The organism is Kaistia adipata DSM 17808 (assembly GCF_000423225.1).
GTDB lineage: Bacteria > Pseudomonadota > Alphaproteobacteria > Rhizobiales > Kaistiaceae > Kaistia > Kaistia adipata.
The window spans coordinates 189307-205502 of sequence record NZ_AUHO01000006.1 but is presented as its reverse complement, the minus strand read 5'-3'; the positions used below and the strand labels follow the sequence as shown (position 1 = coordinate 205502).

The 16196-nt window shown below is 64.6% G+C and carries 25 protein-coding genes; 4 read left to right on the top strand and 21 right to left on the bottom strand.

Features of this window, described 5'->3' with window-relative positions; genetic code table 11:
• Positions 1-163 precede the first annotated feature (163 nt).
• Positions 164-304 (bottom strand): hypothetical protein, encoded by a 141-nt coding sequence (locus tag G539_RS26890; RefSeq protein WP_210162771.1) that lies wholly within the window; start codon positions 302-304, stop codon positions 164-166.
• A 594-nt stretch (positions 305-898) separates the two neighbouring features.
• The gene (locus G539_RS0101250; protein ID WP_029073590.1) at positions 899-1255 is read right to left on the bottom strand and encodes a hypothetical protein; all 357 of its coding nucleotides are present in this window, start codon (positions 1253-1255) and stop codon (positions 899-901) included.
• 89 nt (positions 1256-1344) lie between these two features.
• On the opposite strand from G539_RS0101250, the gene G539_RS26475 reads away from it, so the two are divergent.
• Positions 1345-2094 (top strand): ImmA/IrrE family metallo-endopeptidase, encoded by a 750-nt coding sequence (locus G539_RS26475; protein ID WP_210162770.1) that lies wholly within the window; start codon positions 1345-1347, stop codon positions 2092-2094.
• Positions 2084-2470 (top strand): hypothetical protein, encoded by a 387-nt coding sequence (locus tag G539_RS0101235; RefSeq protein WP_029073589.1) that lies wholly within the window; start codon positions 2084-2086, stop codon positions 2468-2470. The genes G539_RS26475 and G539_RS0101235 overlap by 11 nt, the downstream gene beginning before the upstream one ends.
• 6 nt (positions 2471-2476) lie before the next feature.
• Here G539_RS0101235 and G539_RS0101230 read toward each other — a convergent pair whose 3' ends face one another.
• The 4 genes from G539_RS0101230 to G539_RS0101210 all read right to left on the bottom strand — a co-directional run bounded on the left by G539_RS0101230 (position 2477) and on the right by G539_RS0101210 (position 4042).
• Positions 2477-2734, bottom strand: a complete 258-nt coding sequence (locus tag G539_RS0101230; protein ID WP_029073588.1) for a hypothetical protein — start codon at positions 2732-2734, stop codon at positions 2477-2479.
• Positions 2735-2887: 153 nt separating this feature from the next.
• Positions 2888-3268, bottom strand: coding sequence for a hypothetical protein (locus tag G539_RS0101220; RefSeq protein ID WP_029073587.1), 381 nt, complete (start codon positions 3266-3268; stop codon positions 2888-2890).
• Positions 3265-3837, bottom strand: a complete 573-nt coding sequence (locus tag G539_RS23275) for a lysozyme (RefSeq protein WP_029073586.1) — start codon at positions 3835-3837, stop codon at positions 3265-3267. Before G539_RS23275 ends, G539_RS0101220 begins: the two co-directional genes overlap by 4 nt.
• A complete protein-coding gene (locus G539_RS0101210; protein ID WP_029073585.1) occupies positions 3830-4042 on the bottom strand; it encodes a DUF7940 domain-containing protein in 213 nt (70 codons plus the stop codon). Before G539_RS0101210 ends, G539_RS23275 begins: the two co-directional genes overlap by 8 nt.
• A gap of 83 nt (positions 4043-4125) precedes the next feature.
• On the opposite strand from G539_RS0101210, the gene G539_RS0101205 reads away from it, so the two are divergent.
• On the top strand, positions 4126-4386 hold the full coding sequence (locus G539_RS0101205) for a hypothetical protein (protein WP_156911730.1): 261 nt from the start codon (positions 4126-4128) through the stop codon (positions 4384-4386).
• 584 nt (positions 4387-4970) lie between these two features.
• Here the strand turns inward: G539_RS0101205 and G539_RS0101195 are convergent.
• From G539_RS0101195 to G539_RS0101125, 15 genes are all read right to left on the bottom strand, one after another.
• Entirely contained in the window at positions 4971-5414 is a 444-nt protein-coding gene (locus G539_RS0101195; protein ID WP_156911728.1) for a hypothetical protein, read from the bottom strand.
• A gap of 40 nt (positions 5415-5454) precedes the next feature.
• Positions 5455-6165, bottom strand: coding sequence for a LamG-like jellyroll fold domain-containing protein (locus G539_RS0101190; protein WP_029073582.1), 711 nt, complete (start codon positions 6163-6165; stop codon positions 5455-5457).
• Positions 6165-6833 (bottom strand): hypothetical protein, encoded by a 669-nt coding sequence (locus G539_RS0101185; protein ID WP_156911726.1) that lies wholly within the window; start codon positions 6831-6833, stop codon positions 6165-6167. The genes G539_RS0101190 and G539_RS0101185 overlap by 1 nt, the downstream gene beginning before the upstream one ends.
• A gap of 39 nt (positions 6834-6872) precedes the next feature.
• Positions 6873-8309, bottom strand: coding sequence for a hypothetical protein (locus G539_RS0101180; RefSeq protein WP_029073580.1), 1437 nt, complete (start codon positions 8307-8309; stop codon positions 6873-6875).
• A gap of 14 nt (positions 8310-8323) precedes the next feature.
• Positions 8324-8704, bottom strand: coding sequence for a hypothetical protein (locus tag G539_RS0101175; protein ID WP_029073579.1), 381 nt, complete (start codon positions 8702-8704; stop codon positions 8324-8326).
• A gap of 28 nt (positions 8705-8732) precedes the next feature.
• Positions 8733-9050, bottom strand: a complete 318-nt coding sequence (locus G539_RS0101170; protein WP_156911724.1) for a hypothetical protein — start codon at positions 9048-9050, stop codon at positions 8733-8735.
• Between the two features lie 14 nt (positions 9051-9064).
• A complete protein-coding gene (locus G539_RS25985) occupies positions 9065-9673 on the bottom strand; it encodes a hypothetical protein (RefSeq protein ID WP_029073577.1) in 609 nt (202 codons plus the stop codon).
• A complete protein-coding gene (locus tag G539_RS0101160; protein WP_029073576.1) occupies positions 9666-10034 on the bottom strand; it encodes a hypothetical protein in 369 nt (122 codons plus the stop codon). The genes G539_RS25985 and G539_RS0101160 overlap by 8 nt, the downstream gene beginning before the upstream one ends.
• 10 nt (positions 10035-10044) lie before the next feature.
• Positions 10045-10437, bottom strand: a complete 393-nt coding sequence (locus G539_RS0101155; RefSeq protein WP_156911722.1) for a hypothetical protein — start codon at positions 10435-10437, stop codon at positions 10045-10047.
• 87 nt (positions 10438-10524) lie between these two features.
• On the bottom strand, positions 10525-11115 hold the full coding sequence (locus G539_RS0101150) for a hypothetical protein (RefSeq protein WP_029073574.1): 591 nt from the start codon (positions 11113-11115) through the stop codon (positions 10525-10527).
• A complete protein-coding gene (locus G539_RS0101145; RefSeq protein WP_029073573.1) occupies positions 11115-11504 on the bottom strand; it encodes a hypothetical protein in 390 nt (129 codons plus the stop codon). Before G539_RS0101145 ends, G539_RS0101150 begins: the two co-directional genes overlap by 1 nt.
• Complete coding sequence (locus G539_RS0101140) at positions 11501-11986, bottom strand: hypothetical protein (protein WP_029073572.1); 486 nt, start codon at positions 11984-11986, stop codon at positions 11501-11503. Before G539_RS0101140 ends, G539_RS0101145 begins: the two co-directional genes overlap by 4 nt.
• The gene (locus tag G539_RS23265) at positions 11986-14481 is read right to left on the bottom strand and encodes a phage tail protein (protein WP_051230985.1); all 2496 of its coding nucleotides are present in this window, start codon (positions 14479-14481) and stop codon (positions 11986-11988) included. The genes G539_RS0101140 and G539_RS23265 overlap by 1 nt, the downstream gene beginning before the upstream one ends.
• The gene (locus tag G539_RS23260) at positions 14481-14894 is read right to left on the bottom strand and encodes a DUF6950 family protein (RefSeq protein ID WP_035829797.1); all 414 of its coding nucleotides are present in this window, start codon (positions 14892-14894) and stop codon (positions 14481-14483) included. The genes G539_RS23265 and G539_RS23260 overlap by 1 nt, the downstream gene beginning before the upstream one ends.
• Entirely contained in the window at positions 14894-15520 is a 627-nt protein-coding gene (locus tag G539_RS0101125) for a hypothetical protein (RefSeq protein WP_029073571.1), read from the bottom strand. Before G539_RS0101125 ends, G539_RS23260 begins: the two co-directional genes overlap by 1 nt.
• A 90-nt stretch (positions 15521-15610) precedes the next feature.
• Between G539_RS0101125 and G539_RS0101120 the strand changes: the two genes are divergently transcribed.
• Positions 15611-16183 carry a hypothetical protein gene (locus tag G539_RS0101120; protein WP_029073570.1) on the top strand — a complete coding sequence of 191 codons (573 nt, stop codon included), beginning with the start codon at positions 15611-15613 and terminating at the stop codon, positions 16181-16183.
• Positions 16184-16196: the final 13 nt, after the last annotated feature.

Below are 16196 nucleotides of genomic sequence, written 5' to 3'. Positions count from 1 at the left end.
GCTGCCAAAGCAACCCGCAAGTCCCGATCGAAGCCATAACTCAATTCCGACGATCCGAACGCAACCTCCCCGTCAGAACCGGAAACAAACAAATATTCCCGTATAGGTCCACAATTGGTAACTCGGTATGCATCCCGATAAGTAGCCCGCCCTCACGGCGACTTCAAAGTGCGCCGGGCACCGGCAGTAGCCCGGCTGCGAGAAACGCCCGGCCGATCACCCCCCAGAGATAGACGCTCAGCGCGATCAGCGCCGTCCAGACGAGCGCACGCTGGATAGCCCTCCGCCAAGCCTTGCTACCCATCATCCTTCACGCCCCGCACCTCGATCTAGAGCTTCAGTGCCTTGATCGCGGCCTCGAGCTACCACCGCGCTCCGCGCAGCCGAACATCGGCCGGGTTCTGGAACTCGACTTGAGCAGGGCCTCTCGTACCTCGACCTGCAGCTTGTCGGGATCTCAGCGCTCGAAGGCTCCACTGATCTCAGCAGTCTCGGATGCTTTGTCATAGGCACAGGCAATGAGACGATCAGTCGACGTCCCAGCCTCAACTCCAAACAGCACCGCAAAGCTGTAGGATTCGGAGCCATACGGATCCACCTGGATCCTTCTAACCTCAAGCACTCCATCGGAAGCGCGCAGACATGCCTTCTCGACGTCCTGCTGTAACTCCTCCCAAGCATCAGAGCTCGATGCCCGAACCGGGTGATTTCCGGTCCCCAAGACGAAGGGTAGACTGGCGAGAACGGTCGCGAGGCAGCGCGGGAACTTGGGCACGAGTAGCATTCAACATCCTCCTTCGGGGCAATCCGAGATCGAAGGGTGGTGATCGAGCTCAGAAATCCGACCACGAAATAGCCCGGCCCGTCCGAGGACAGAGCCGAGCCAGTTCATTCGAAATTACTTGCAGTCGCAGACTGCTGTGCCGGCCCCGTCATATTTATGCTTTGGCGTATCGCCCCGATAATCGCTTCTGTAGCTCGGGAATTTGGCCTCCTCATAGATGATCAACTTGCACGAGCCTGCAATCTTGCTCGATTTTAGATTATTGAGCCAGCTCGGGTCGTTGAACGCGCGGTATTCCTTTTCAAGGCCAGACGTTCCGTTGTTATGAAAAAATACCACATCATTGGGCTGGATGACCCCTGCTGCGCCCTGGTAGTTTGGCTGCGAGTAGATCATGCACTGCGCGAAGGCCGCCGTTGACATCATCGTCAGCGAAACGGTCGCAACAGCCGTACGAATGAACCTGCTCATATATATTCCCCCAGAAGGCCTGCCATCGAGCAGGCGCTTAACAGTTGACGTTAACGAGAGGAAGCTCGCATGTTCAACCTGAACGAGAAATGAACAGTCGAAACGAAGATGCGGGACGTGCTGGTCTGGATGCGCGGGCGGGACTTCCCGATCTCAATGCCGTCGCAGCGGCTGAAATGCCCCGCCTGCGGCTGCCGCCAGATCAGCGTGATGTTCGACGTGCCGCCCCAGCGGGCGCGGACGTAGCCCCCCCAATCAAGGGATGCGAATCGCAACCTCAACGTGATAAAGCTATTGTCAACATGTATTCTCCAGATGGGTCAGGAACCTATGCTGTGACCACCACCGAAAGACGCCCAGACTACCGAAAGGTAAAGTCCGAGGCCCGCGCGATACTCGAACGATTTGGAATTCAGAACCCGCCTGTAAACCCTGTCGACATTGCGCGGCAGATGGGCATCGAAGTCGTATTCGTCACGTTCAACAAAGGATTTGAGAACGTGTCGGGCTTTTTCGATTGCGAGGACAACTCCATCTACGTCAATCAGGACGAATACCCACTTCGACAGACCTTCACTGTTGCGCACGAGCTAGGTCACAGCGTCCTGCATGCAGAGTGGGCTCGTTCGGCTGAGTATCGAATGCTTATGAGAGATGGTGACTACACTGGCAACGAGCCACACGAGAAAGAGGCGAACGCCTTCGCGGCCAATCTGCTCGTTCCTCGCTTCATGCTGGACAGATACTGGAATTCGATGCCGCTAGAGGGCCTGTCGCGGCTATTCGCCGTCTCGGTGCCCGTCATCAAGAATAGGCTCGCGTTCGAATATGGCATCTGACCGCTCGGCGGCTAAGGACGCCATTCAGGACAAGAGCAAGGACGACCCGGAATTAAACGCGGCGATCTCCTCGGGGCATGATCTTCAACTCAAGCTGACCCAAGAGGAGAACCGTCATGCGGAAAAAATGCACCTCGCCAACATTGGTTGGCTCGGCAGAGCTTTCGGCGGAGAACAGTCGGCGCCAACGTATATTGCCTTCCTGGCTATGGTGATAGGACTAGGTGGCACTGCCTATTGCTGGCTTCAGGCCACCGGAACACCCGCGTCTCCTGTTGCGCCAGAGCAGGCAGAGTTCTGGTCCAAACAGGCAGAGCGCGCGCTTTCGTTTGGCGCCGCGGCTCTAGCCTTCATTTTCGGACGCGGCGCAAAATAAGCCGCGTCACGGCCCCCTATGCGGGAACCAGCTCCAGATCCGCATGAGCGCGTCGATCAGCAGCGGCAGCCCGATCAAAAGGCCGATGATCGCCCCGCCGACGATGCCGACGACCTTGCCGACCGTTCCGAAGCTGATCATCACGCGGATGAGCTTCTGCAGGAACTCGACCTCGTCCGGCTGCAACGCCTCCAGCATGCGGCGCGTCTCCTCGGGCAGGTCGCCGTAGCGCTCGGCGGCGGGCTCGTATTCCGGCTGCTTCATCGCCGCCCCTTCCACAGCTCGATCATCACTTGGTCATAAGCCCCGACCGCGCCGGCATGCTTGACATTGCAGACGCCGAAGGCGTCGATCGCCCGGTTGGCCATCACCTGCGGATTGCGGCTCGGCGCCGGCGGCGCGCAGGGCTCGCGGATCTCAGGGGCCAGAGGAGGAACGAAGACCGCCGGCGGCGGCCGCCCGGTCGATCCGCTCGCGCAGCCGGCCAAACTCGTCATCGCTATAGCGACAGACAGGATCATCCCGGATGAGAGCTTCATCGCCGGCGGCCTCCCTCAGAGAAGCGATGGCTCGGTTGACGCCGATCGCGATTGCGTGGACGCCCGCCGTCAGGCGGGCATTGCGGTCAATGGTTTCCTTGGCGGCGTCGAGGTCAGCGCGCAGCTGCGCCCGCTCGAGGCGGAGCGCCTTGGCCTCTCCGAAGGCGTCTGTGACGCGGTATCCGGCATAGGCGCCGACGGCGCAGCCGATCGCCGCGGCGACGGCAATGCCCTTCAGGCCGAAGACGGCGGGGATCATTTCAGCCCCGATACGCAGAGCTCGCCCTCGCCGATCCGACGGGCGTCGCCCATCTCGCGGCGATTCACGAGGCCGATGAAGACACGGCCACTGGCCTTGTTGAACGCGGTCGCGGCGTTGCAGCTATCGACAAAGCGACCCGCTGCGCCGAGCCTCGCGGCGGTGGACCGGCAGGCGGCGCCGGTGCCGATGTTGTAGGCGAGCGAGTTCATCATCGCGCGCCAGGAGAGCGGCTTGCCGGCAAAGCCGGGGACGCAAGCGACGAGCTGGCCGCGGAACTCACCCATACGCCGAACCAGCCGCCGGTCGCAGCCGGCCGGGGTTTCCTGCATTCCCGGTTTCACGCCCTTGGTGTCGCCATCGCAGATCGTCCAGGGCGCGCCGCCGGTGGCCGGATCCGGATAGGCGCGGAGCTCCCGCCCCTCCCAGGGCTTGACGAGGAACTGCGCGGCGAGCGCGACGTCGTCCGGCACGCGCTCGCCGGACATCGTGACAAGTCCGCCGACGGCGACGGCGAGAACAGCCGCGATCGCTGCTTTGCCGCGCTTGCTCGGAGCGAGCTTAGGCATCTGTGATCCCTTTCTGTGCGAGGAGACGAGCGACGAAAGCGGCCGCGGCAACGATGCCGGACAGAGTCGCGAACACACGGGGCGGAATGGCCTCGACCCCGATCAGGGGAAGCGCGACCTCGACGCCGGACAGCACGCCGGCAAGCAGAAGCAGACGGATCGACCACGCACGGCAAAGCACCGCGCGCCAGTTGGACACGAGCATGTGATGTCTCCAGCAAGATTGCGGATTGCGCCGGCAGGCAGTGCCCACCATCTCTGTATGAATGCCCGGCGCTATCGTGCGCCGTGGATGCCAAGATCGGAAAACCTATGGAGACGCGGCGCTATGCCCTTATGAGGGATGGCAAAGGTTGGGCGTTCGACGGGCCACATGAAGTGAGCCAGACCTATCTCAGCAAGGAAGCGGCCTTCGAGGGAGTGATCGCCGCGATACGCCGGGATCTCGTGCAAGGCGACGCCATCGAGCTGCAGATTATCCAAGGCGCCGAGCCAAGTCAGAACGAACCGCAGCGGCGGCGGTCCCAGTTCTCCGTATCCCTTTGCTAGTGGCCTCGGCCGGCCCGCTCTAGCCCAGCGACGTCACGCTGGCATCTCGATCCGTTTGAGTGGTTGCCATGGGTGGTTCGTCGCTGGGCCACTCGGTGAAGCCCGCCGACGGCATATATTGGCCACTCGGTGGGCTTCATTATCCATATGGGCCGAATGCAGTCCCGCTCTGGCCAGCTGGCAGCGCCCGCGCGTTCCTCTTGAAATCACCGCTAGCTGAATAGGCCGCAGGGAACACGCGTCCGGACGTACCGTTGGGGATGCGTGGCAACGCTCGCTGCCAGGGCAGAGGCGCCACGTGATCCGAGCCCAAGAGACTTGCCCGCCTCCCTCGAGGTGGGCTTTTTTTGCCTGGTCCATTCTGAAGGAATGTTGCCGCAACGGCATGGACACCCGCACCAGGGGGTGTCAGGCTAAGCGCGCAACTAAAACGGGAGGACTGAGAATGAAGAAGACCTATGCCAAGCCGACGCTCGACAAGAGCTCGCTGCTGCAGCAGATCGCGGCGACACCGGCGTGTAGCCCCATAAGCAACTGCGTCTAACCGAACTGGCCCGCCGGCGCTGCCGCGCCCGGCGGGTTTTCTATCCCACAGCCATGATCACATCGGGATCGAGCTCGAGCGCCTCCACCATGGCGACGGTGTCCGGGTCGTCGAAGAAGACGGACTCGACCGGCGCCAGCCAACGGAACTTGGCGAACTCGTTGCCAGGCAGATTGAGCAACGCATCGGCGGCGGCGGCTTTCCCTGCCGCGTTCACCCGCTCGATGATCAGCCACTTTTCAACGCGGCGGCGTGGCGCGGGCGGGATCTCCTCGAGCACGTATCGCACACTCGATCCGTCCCATTCGACGCCAGCGCCTGGCTGCATGCCCTCGGGGATCACGTCCGGCGGCTTCGCCCTGTAGAGGCCAATGGCGGCAAGATCTTCATCCGGCCAGCGGGCGATGTCCCGCCCGTAACGGATGCCGTTAATGCGCTGCGACGGGTCCCAGCGGATGAGATTTCGCGAGAATAAATCAGTCAAGAGCGCACCCACTTCGGAGGGCTATCAATGAAACTGTCGGTCATTGATCGGGAAAAGCCTCAGTCGGAACGGTGAAGCTGGCCGTGTACCGCGCGACGCCTTGCGTCACGCGGAACTCATCGAGCCAGCCATTCAGCTTGTTGGTGGCGTTCGTGGTCCGGGCCGAGGAAAGCGCCCCCAATGTGAGCCCGCCATCCGTCCACGACGTTGCCAGCGAATAGGACTGTTGCAGGGCGCCATTCAAGAATAGACGATTGACCGCCCCTGCTCGGGTCAGAGCCAGATGGTACCAGGTGTTCAAGGCCAGGCTCGAGGATGTCGCCAGGCGCTGGGCCCCAGCCAGGTACACGAGGACTTTGTCGGACTGTATTCCGAAATCCGGCGCAGCATTCTTGCCCGAGGCGTTCATGGAAACGAAGCCCCAGTTCCCCGAGATGAGGGCCCGGCGGCGAAGGAAGAACTCAACCGTATAGTCCCCGGTCAGATCAAACGCGGTTGCGTGATCCGAATATGCGTAGTCACCCGTTCCGTCGAAGGTGGCCGACGCCCCACCAAACATCGACTGCGACGTATCGATCTTCGCGTTGCCCGCGAGGGTGATCGGAAGAGCGTTGTTCGAGCTGTCCGTGAACACCGTGCCATTGTTCGGACCGTCAAAGTGCAGGAGACAACTGACGCTATCGAAGAACGGATCACTGGGCCCGCTAGGGCCGCTGGCCATCAGCATGTGGCCTGAGAAGCCCGGCAGCATTACTTCACGTCCTTGAGCAGGGTGATCACCACCTTGTTGGCGGCGACGCAGTCATAGAAGCCGTAGTCCTCGGCACCGGCGCCCGACGTCACTTCCAGCCCCTTGCCGCCCGGCGTCTTAAAGCCCGAGCCGACACCGAGCGTGAACGCTCCGCTCTGAGCGATCCGGAACCGTCCGGTCTTGTTCGGCACATAGAACGATGGATCGAGCAGCACGGCGTTCGCGGTCAGCGGAATGAGGAAGTTCGTGCCGTCCCTCATATCCCAGGCGACGTTGCCGCCGCTGATCGAGAGCGGCACCTCTTCCATGCCGGCGACGACCGCGTCCGTCGTGATCAGCTTGCCCGAGGTCATGGCGCGATAGACGGCCGCCGAAAGCCCGACCATACCCTCGATCAGGGCGATCGCCACCTCGGCGGCACCGGACAGGCTGATGGCCGACGTCGCGCCTGCACTGTTCGAAAGAACTGTCGTGCGCTGCAGCTGAGTGCCTGACGCCACATAGGTGCCGATGCCGATCTCCCAGCTGGCGCCGTCCTCGATCAGGTACGGGACGACATCACCGTTCGCCACGCCGGCCGCGCCGAAGGTTTGATAATAGCCCCGGATCACGTCGGTCACGGCTGCGCCGAGCGCAATCGTCCCCGTTCCGGTGGTGGCGGTCTTCACCCGCACCCGGTCCTTCACGACAAAAGCCATGATGTATCCCTAGTTGTAGAACTCTTTCCAGACGCCGTCGCGACCGATCCAGCCGAGCGAGACCGGCTTCCAGGTACCGCCGTGATGGGCGAAGATATCGGACGCCTCCCACTCGCCGGAGCGCCGCACATACAGCCCGCCGACCCCGCCGAGCTTTGGCTCGCCGATGACCGGAGGCGCGCCGACCAGCTCGTCGGCCATGAGCACATGCACCTGCCCGAAGGCCGGCTGCCCGAGGACCGGAGCCGCCGCGATCGGCGAGGTCGCAATAAGCTGGTACAGCTGCCCCAGCATGGGCTGGCCGACGACCGGCGCTGCGCCCACGATCCCTATCGCCACGAGAGCATGAACCTGGCCGAGGTCTGGGGAGCCGAGATCGGGAGCCCCGCCGGTGATCCCCATCGCCTCAAGGTCGTGCCCCTGGCTGATCGCAGGCGAGCCGAGATCAGGGGCGCCGCCAATGAGGGCGGTCGCCTCAAGCATGTGAACCTGCCCTAAATCGACGACGCCGATCTGCGGGGCGCCGCCATCCAGCGGCACGACGGTAAGAACGTGCACCTGGCCGACCAGAGGCATGCCGATGTCGGGCGCCGCGCCGACAAGGTCATCGGCTTCGAACTCGAACACGAATCCGAACTCCGGCACGCCGAGATCTGGCCGGCCACCGACAATGCCGTCAACCAGCAGGGCATGCACCTGGCCGAAGTCGGGCGTGCCGATCTCGGCCGACGTAGTCGTGACCGACTCGGCAATCAGAGCATGGGTCTGACCGAGGGCGGGCGTGCCGATCGCGGGCGGCAGGCCGGTCAGGCCATCCGCCGTCAAGCCATAGCCGGCCTCGCCGACGATCGGCGTCCCCATCGTCAGCGCCGCGCCGGTGATCCCGACCGCCTCGAGGAGATGGATCTGGCCGAGGTCGGCGACGCCCGCGCTCGGAGCCTGCCCGTCGATTCCGACGGCGACGAGATGGTGCAGCAGCCCGACCGCGGGCGCGCCGATGTCAGGGCCGGCAGCCGTGAGGGCATCGGCCATCAGGATGTGGGTCTGCGCCAGCGTAGGCGCGCCGAGATCCGGAGCGCCAGCGACGGGCGGGTCGGCGATCAACGCGTGGACCTGCGCGATGGTCGGGCTGCCGACCGTCGGCGTCGTACCGGCAATGCCATCTGCGACCAGGGCGTGACGCTGGCCGACAGAGGGCGTGCCGATGACGGGGGCGCCGCCGGCGATGCCGGTGGCGATCAGGTCATGGCGTTGGCCGACAGCCGGGCTGCCGACGCTCGGCGCGCCTCCGGTGATTCCGCTCGCCACCAGCCCGTGCCGCTGGCCGACGGCCGGCGTGCCCACGACCGGCGCCGCGCCCGACAGAGCGTCGGCCACCAGCACGAAGGCACCGCCCGGCCGCTGACGGCCGAACGGTACGGAACCGAAGGGAGACGAGCCGAACATGGATCAGCTTTCGGTCAGGCGATGCCGGGAAGGCCGATATCGAACGCCGCGAGGGTGAACGGGTTCGGCGCGGTGACGACCTGGCTGTTGTTGACCGAGCCGGCTGCGAGCAAGCGGCTGTTCACCGTGTCTACGACGGCCCAGTGCGTGACCGTGCCGGTCGAGTTGACCGAGCCATCGGTGATCGCGGCCGAGGTCACCTTGCGGCCGCTCGGCGAGCGCGCGGAAGGCGAGCCGAAGGCGGCGCCGGCAGAGAAGGCCTTGCTGCCGAGCGAGTTCGCCGCCGTCGCGGCGGTGTAGGTCGCCGGCTCGGCCGAGCAGATGTTGATCTGATTGGCCTCGGTGTCGAGCACCTGCAGGCCATTGTCGAGAATGCGGTCGTTGAAATAGGGCATGGGAAGGCCTCGCGCTGGGGTTGGAAGATCAAGCCGACGCGAGCGTGGTGCCGCGCGCCACGGCCGCCGCCTCGTCGTCGTGGAAGCTGTCCTCGACCGGACCAACCTCCCCTAGGGCGTAGACGTACCAGCCCTTCGGACCGAGCCAGTCGAGATAGGTCATGGTCTTGCCGGCCTCGATCACCTTGCCGTCGGCATCGAATTTGCCGAGCTGGTAGTGCGACGCCGTCTTCTCGTCATCCAACAGCGCTTCGGTCGCCTTGCCGGTCTTTCTGGCCGGGCCGCGCTCGACGCGCACCTTGCCGCCGATGTCGATCAGGTCTTCGTTGATCCGCGTGACTTCCATGATGGGCTCCTTGCTCAAGCGGGAACTTTCAGCCAGAGCGCGTTGTCAGGCGCCGGGCCGGAGGGGTTGCTGGTGCTGATGGTGATGCTGGTAAGGCCGAGGCCGGCGAGGACGTCGGCGACCGTGGCGCCGGGCGTGCCGTCGTCACCGGCCGGCCCCTGCAGGCTGGTCGGCCCGGCCCAGTCGCCGGAAGCCGCGCTCGCCTTCACGTAGAGCTCGAACGGCGTGACATCCGTCCGCCAGAAGATGAAGCCCTTCGGCGCGGCGTCATTCAGCGCGCGATCGGCGAGCGTGCCGGTGGCGTCGGGCTGGACGCCCCTGCCCGCCTCGATCGCGGCGATGATCGCGGTCAGCCGTGCGTTGATCTCGACCGCGGAATGCCATCCAACGCCGGTACGCAGGATCTGATAGCCGGCCTCACCGGTGAGCATCGGTCCCGGCCACGGCTTTTCCAGCGTCAGGCCTGTGTTGCTCTCGACGGTCGCGATGACGGCCCAGGTCGCGCCTTGGATCAGCGTGTCGCCGGGCTTCACCTGGCTCAGGAACGCCGTCAGCGCGCCAGCAACGGCCAGGCCGCCGGCCGCGAGCGAAATCGTGCCGGCGGCATAGGTGCTGTCAGCCATGGGCGAACTCCTCGAGGGCCGCGGCGATGGCCGCAGGATGCGTGGCGGCGCGGATCGCGGCCTGCGCCGCCTGGCGCCGGGCCTCGACCGTGGCGATCGCCTCGGCGGCGTTGGCGGCCTTGACGAGCACGGCGTCGACCAGGCTGGCGACGTCGATCCCGGTCGTTCCCGCCTCGGCGCGAAGCAACGGGCCGGCGCCACCGCCTGCCGCCCAGTGCTCGGCCTCGGCCGCCTTGCGCGCCCGGACAATCGCCACCGGCGATGCAGCGAGGTCATAGATGCGGGCGTTCGCCGTCTGGTCGAGGCGCAGCAGGGCGTCAGCCCGGAGCGCGTCCAGGTTCTTCGTGATCTGAAGTTTCAAGGGAGATCCGTCAGCTGGCGGTGATGTCGGCCGCGAAGGGCAGATGCGGCCAGCACTCGACATGGACGTGATAAGTCGCCGGCATGGCCGACGAGATCTCGAGCGCGCCATCATGCGCGACCGGCTCGCCGTCGACCGTCACGATGGCGCTGGCTGGAATGCCGGAAAGCACGGCCTCGTCGACGGCGTCGGCGGCGATCTCGCCGCGGTCGAGCATGACCGGCATCGGCAGGCGCTCGCGCAACGTGCCGGCCTCGACATAGCCGTGGCTCGTCAGGTCGAAGGCCGGCCGCTCCGGCAGCACGACGAACGGAATGCCGGCAGTGGAGAGCGACGCCCGTTGATCCTCGGATGCGTCACCGAGGATCAGCAGCAGATAGGGATGCCCCTGTTCGGCGAGCATCTTAAAGTGCCCCTCTCCATAGGTGCCGAGGACATGCCAAATCCGGCCCGGAGTCGGGCCGCCACCTTCATATTCGATGATCATGCTTCACCCGATCGGGAGGTCGAGGACGTAGTAGAAGACGCGATAGGGTTCGGTCGCCCCGGGCTGGTAGGCCAGCCAGTTGGTGACCGTCATGCGGTCCCGCTTCACGAGGGCGTTGAACACCCACTTCTCGTAGCGGCCGCCCGGCGTCGGGCCCGTGCCGCCGGGATTGCTGATTGAGCCGCCCTGCAGGTTCGACTGGTCGTAGAACATGTTCGGCATCGCGCATCGCACGGGATAGCTGTTGTTATCTGTCGCGTTGTAGCCAAGCCCGGTATTCGCGCCGATCTCGATCGGCAGGCTGCCATTGGTGCGCGGACCATAGGTCCAGAGATAGGAGGGGTGGCATATCGCCAAAAGGACAAATGGAATGAACCCGAAGTCTGGCCAGGTGACGACGTGCTGCTGGCCGTAGCAGCCGGTGCCGATCGTGAAGGCCAGGACGCCGGAGGTCCGCACCTTCACCGTCGAGAGATTGCTGTCATAGATCAGGTCGGCAAAGGTCGGGGCTTCCATGTTCCCGCCCGCTGCCACCATGCGGAAGCGCGGCTGACCATCGAGAATGCCGAACTGGGCCGCGAGCTGGCGCGCCATCAGGGCAGAACCCTTGCCACCGCGACATAGCTGACGTCGCGCGCGATGCCGGAAGAGACGAAGGTGGCGCCGGTCAGCGATACCGTGCAGGTGATCGTCGTCCGGGCACCATGATTGTAGTGGTACGGCAGGCGGAGCTCGCCGGCCGTAGAACTGGACTGGAACTCGACCATAGGCCGATCGAGCAACGGGAACGGCCAGAGGATGCTGACGCTGCCCGTTGCAGGGACGCTGATCAACCCCGCCTGGATGATCTGCGCCGGCCGATTGCCGACCGCGAGCAGCATGTCCTCCTCGGCACCGGCCAGCGCATTGACGCCCGGCGGCGAGACGCGGAAGACGATCGGCTCGACGGAGAGGTCGAGGACGAAAGCAGGCTCCAGCGTCACGGCAGCCGATCCCCCGGGATCTTCCAGACGATGTAGTCGAAGCTGTGCGTGCCGGAGAACAACGGGTTGTTGCTCGCCTTGTCGAAATTGCGATCCGCGTTGGGCAAGATAGCGAACCAGCTGAACTCGGACGCAATGAGAAACAAGGACGAATACGGGTCGTCGCCAAAGCTCGCGACGGTCCACCACTCATCCGCCAGAATCGACACGCCTGACCGACGGCGCACCGTGATGATGGGACGGTAGGGCAGCGTCGGGAACATGATGCGGGTTCGCCGACCCGCCTGGTTGGCCGGCGTGAAGGTCATGCTGACGGTTGCGGCCTGGTGGATCCGCTCGATCCGGTCCCAGCTCGAATGGAAATAGAGCTTGCCGACATCGTCGGCCGCGACCGTGCGCGCGTCGGCACCCGGCTTCGTTGCCTTGAAGGCAGAGACGCCGAGATCGTCATTGCCAAGCAGCCATGCGACTTCGAGCGCCATCAGACCTCGCGATAGCCAAGGATGCGGCCGGTCATCAGATCGATTTCCAGCTTGCCGCCGACGGCCGTCAGCAGCCCGCCCTGGATGACGAAGCCGGTGGTGCCGTCAGTGACGAAGAACTTGTCGACCGAGATCACGCAGCGTGCCACGCCGCCAACGATGTCGAGCAGGAAGCCGGCATCCTTCCAGTCCGGCGTTCCCGGCACGCCGGCGTCGAGATAGATCTGGAACCGCGCATCAACACCCGTCGGCGCGGCCGTCGCCTCGAACTTGACGAAGCCGCCGGCGGTCGCCTGGTCCGCCTTGACCGCGATCGTGGTCACCTGCGAGGCGATGGCCGCATCGCCATCGATCATCGCCTTCGTCACCTGTTGGATCGCGGCGGTGAGATTGCCGCGGATGGCCGCACGCTGCTCATAGGCCTCGCCGGCACTCTCGGCGCCGGCAAGCGCCAGTTGCGCGACCAGTTCGTCGAGCGCGTTGCGCATCTCCTGCATCGAGCCGCGCGCGTCATTGGTGTTGAGCGCCAGCTCATAGCGCTCCTGCTCCGAAAGGCCTTCCGACACGTCCGGCGTCGTGACGTCCAGCAAGCCCGACCAGGCGACAGGACGCGGCGAGTTGGGGCGATAGCGACCGCGCGTCTGATAGGCGGTGAGGCCCGTCAGGTTCTGGCTGATGATGATGGCGCCCGCGTCCCAGCGGTCGGTCTCGCCCTGGTAGATCATGGTGCCGTCGCTCGCGAGCCGCACCTCGAACTGGACGCCGTTGACGTCGTCGATGTCAGGGTCCCAAGACAGGCGGATACCTGCCTTGGCGCGGCCGAGGTCACCGAGGATCATCATGGGCGAAGCCGCCCAGTCGACGATGGCCTGCGGCGGCGGCCGGACGATCACGGTAGGTCCGGAAACGATCGGCCGCTCGTCGACCGAGGGCAGCCAGCTATAGTCCGACGGATCGACCTCGGTCAGGTTGAGGCCGATATTGAGGTTGGCGAGATCCTGCACCGCGTCGATGCGGAAGAGCTTCGTCACATAGCCATTCCGCTTCGACGTCCACGACGCGAAATCGTTGGGCTCGAGCAGGAACGCATCCGGCGGCATCGGGACGGCGTGCTGGCGGAACCGGCGCGCCTCATCCCGCGCCGACTTCATCAGCCGCTGCGTCTGCGTGCCCGACGACACCATGCCATAGGTGACGGCGGCAACCTGCCGGCGGCCGTCATCCTGCAGCTCAAGCGCAGGCGAATAGAGCGGCGGCGCGTCCTTGACTGCCCAGCCCTCACGCGGCTCGACATACTTGGCCGTCACCGCATTTATGACCGCCGCCAGCGAGGGGAACGGTTCCAGCGTCTGCGGATCGGTCGACAGGATGTCGTCGTCCGTGAAATGGAAGATCGACGTTCCCGGCGCGCCGGCCCGCGGCTTGTAGATGCCGCCGATCTCGGCCATCCGCCCGTTGCAGGACTTCATCAGCTCTTCGAGAAGATCGGCCGGCTCGGTGTCGAAGGTCACCTCGCCACCGGCTTCATATTGCGGCTCCGTGCCGCCGCCCATCTTGCCGACGGCGACGTCGCAGACGTTCATCGCTGACGAAAAGGCTGAGATCGGCAGCTGGTGGCCGCCGACGGTCTGGCCGCCGAACACCCACTTCCCATCGAAGCGGATGCCGCGGACGACGTTGTAGGCTTGGACGATCGGATTACGGGGCGCCACGCTCCAGCCGGCCGGGTCGCCCCAGGCCTGCGCACCATCTCCGCCAGCGCTGCTGTCTTCGCGCACGTCATAGAGCGGAATGCCGTCGAGGACGAACTTCGTCTGCGGATAGCCCGACCACAGCGTCTCGCTGACGCGAGCGGTGACGACGGCGTAGGCGACGCCGTGGCCGACAAAGCTGCCGTCCCACGGCCGGGTCGGATGTCCCTCGAACTTGGAAACGAGGAAGCTGTCGGCCTCGGTCTGGTTGCCGTCGTGAAAGCGGATCCAGAGATGATCCTTGTCGCCGTTCCGATATTCCGGGATGGCGACACCCATGCCGACATTCGATGCTGGTTGGGTGTAGGTGACCTTCGATCCGTTCACCCAGACCTCGGCGAGGCCCTTCACCGGCAGGTCGGAGAGCGCGATCACCATGGTGATGAAGGCGTTCGGCGTCTTGTCGGCCTCTCCCCACTCGTCGACATATTCGAGCGAGCCGGCGGTCATGCCACGGCCAAGAATGAACGAGCGTGGGACCGTGCCACCGCTCTGCATCTTGCCGGAGGAACCGCCGGCCGCGCGTTGCGACTGTTTGCGGCCCAACAGCGATTGCGCCAGGTAGGACGCACCGAGGCCGATGCCGAGCTTCAGCACGCCGCCGACGATGCCCGAGAGAATGCCGCCCGAGCCGAGCCAGCCGGCAAAGGCACCGAACAGGCCGACGACCGGCGCCGCCTCGGCAGCCGCCGTCGAGCCGAGCAGGATGAAGCCGGCGTCAATGATCAGTTGGAGAAGGCGCATCAGGGAATCCGGAATGCCTTATCGGCCATGAGACGGTCGAGATTGCCGAGCCCTTCCGGCCCGAGGAACGTCACCTGGTCGCCGGCGACGACGCCGAGCGCCCAGCCTTCGGCCGTGTCGATCGCCGCAAGATCGCCAGCGCCGGCACGGATCGGGTGGATCTCTTCGAAATAGTTGCCGACGAGCGCGACGAGGTCCTTGAAGCCGGCCCGCTTCAGCGTCTTCGTCGCACCGGCCGCCGTCGAATAGGAGCCGCGGAACCCGGTCGCGAGATCGAGCCCGGTCATGGCGCGGACACAGTCGGCCGCGAACAGCGCACAATCGTGCTGCCCCCAAGCAAACGGTACGCGCCGGTGCGCCTCGATCACCTCATGCAGCGCAATGCGCCACTCGGGCCTGCGTTCGAGCGCCATCAACCAGCCTTTCCGCCCTTGCGTCCCCAGAAGAGCTCCCAGTCGCCGACGACGCCGGCGTATCGATAGAAATTGTCGCCCGACTTGCGCAGGATCTGGCTCTCATGGCTACGGACATCGGGATTGGTCCGCGTCAGCTCGCGTGTGTGCGAGGCACAGGAGAGCGCGATCTTGGAAACACCGCCCTCGGCCGGCGTCTCGATCGGCGCTTCGTCGATGAAGCCGATGAAGCGCGCCTTCGCCGGGGCGACGAGCACGTGCGTCTCCGGGCTGAAATAACCCCGCGAGATCTGGATTGGCGCATTCCGTGCGTCATAGTCCCGGGCGAGCTGCTGCACGCCATCGTCGACGCCTGACAGTTCGACGCCGACGGTGCGAACCGACAAGTCCGAGAGCAACGGAATGTCGTCGATGGACGTCAGCGCGCCGCCGTTGAAGGTCCATTCCTCGGTGGCGCCGGTACGCCCGTTGACGATGTCGCAGGTGAACAAACCCGCGTCCGACCAGAAGCCAATCGAGATCGGCGCGCCGGTTATCCGATGCTTCACCGTCACCTGCAGGAAGTCGCGGGCCACGACGGTGCGCGCCGCGATCGCCTGGATCTCGGCGAGTTCCAGATATCGCAATTGAAGCTCCTAACAGCCGTGACCATATCGCGAGTTGTCCGGGGTCCGCCGGACAGAAAGGCAACATCAACGATCCATTGGAACGTCGCGATGAACATGCAAATCGCCCCCTCCAACCCGACCGTCGGAACTCGTTCAGGAGCGAAGGTAGATCCTTGGCTCATCATCTCGCAGGTCTTGCAGGGCGCAGTTGCCGTGGCGCAGCTGTCGAACCCTCCGGCAGGAACGACCAGCTTCTTCAGCAATAACAGCACCAGTCTGAAACCACTCGTGACGACGACGCTTGACCTAATCCATCATGCGGATCGGGCCATTCGATTGTTCGAAATATCCCCACTAAATCCGCTTGATCGCCCGTTCAGAACCGGCAGCTCCTTGATCGTCCTCGCAGGCCAAGATCTGCGCGAATTCAACAGCATTCACTCGGGCCTGTGCCTCAAGACGAGTGGTGCTCACAGCTGGGCGGCGATGCTAACGCAGCACGCGCCTCCGATAGCCGAGCAGGTACGAACCGACGTGGCATCACTCGGAAACGTGCCAGCCCGTGTCGCAAACCTGTATGGCGGAAACGTCACTGGACGACAGGCTATAGATGAGGCGCTGCAAATTCTCGGCGCCTACTACGATGCCATGGAGCTACTGACCCGACCGAACAACGCCTAGTTCTAGGGGCGCC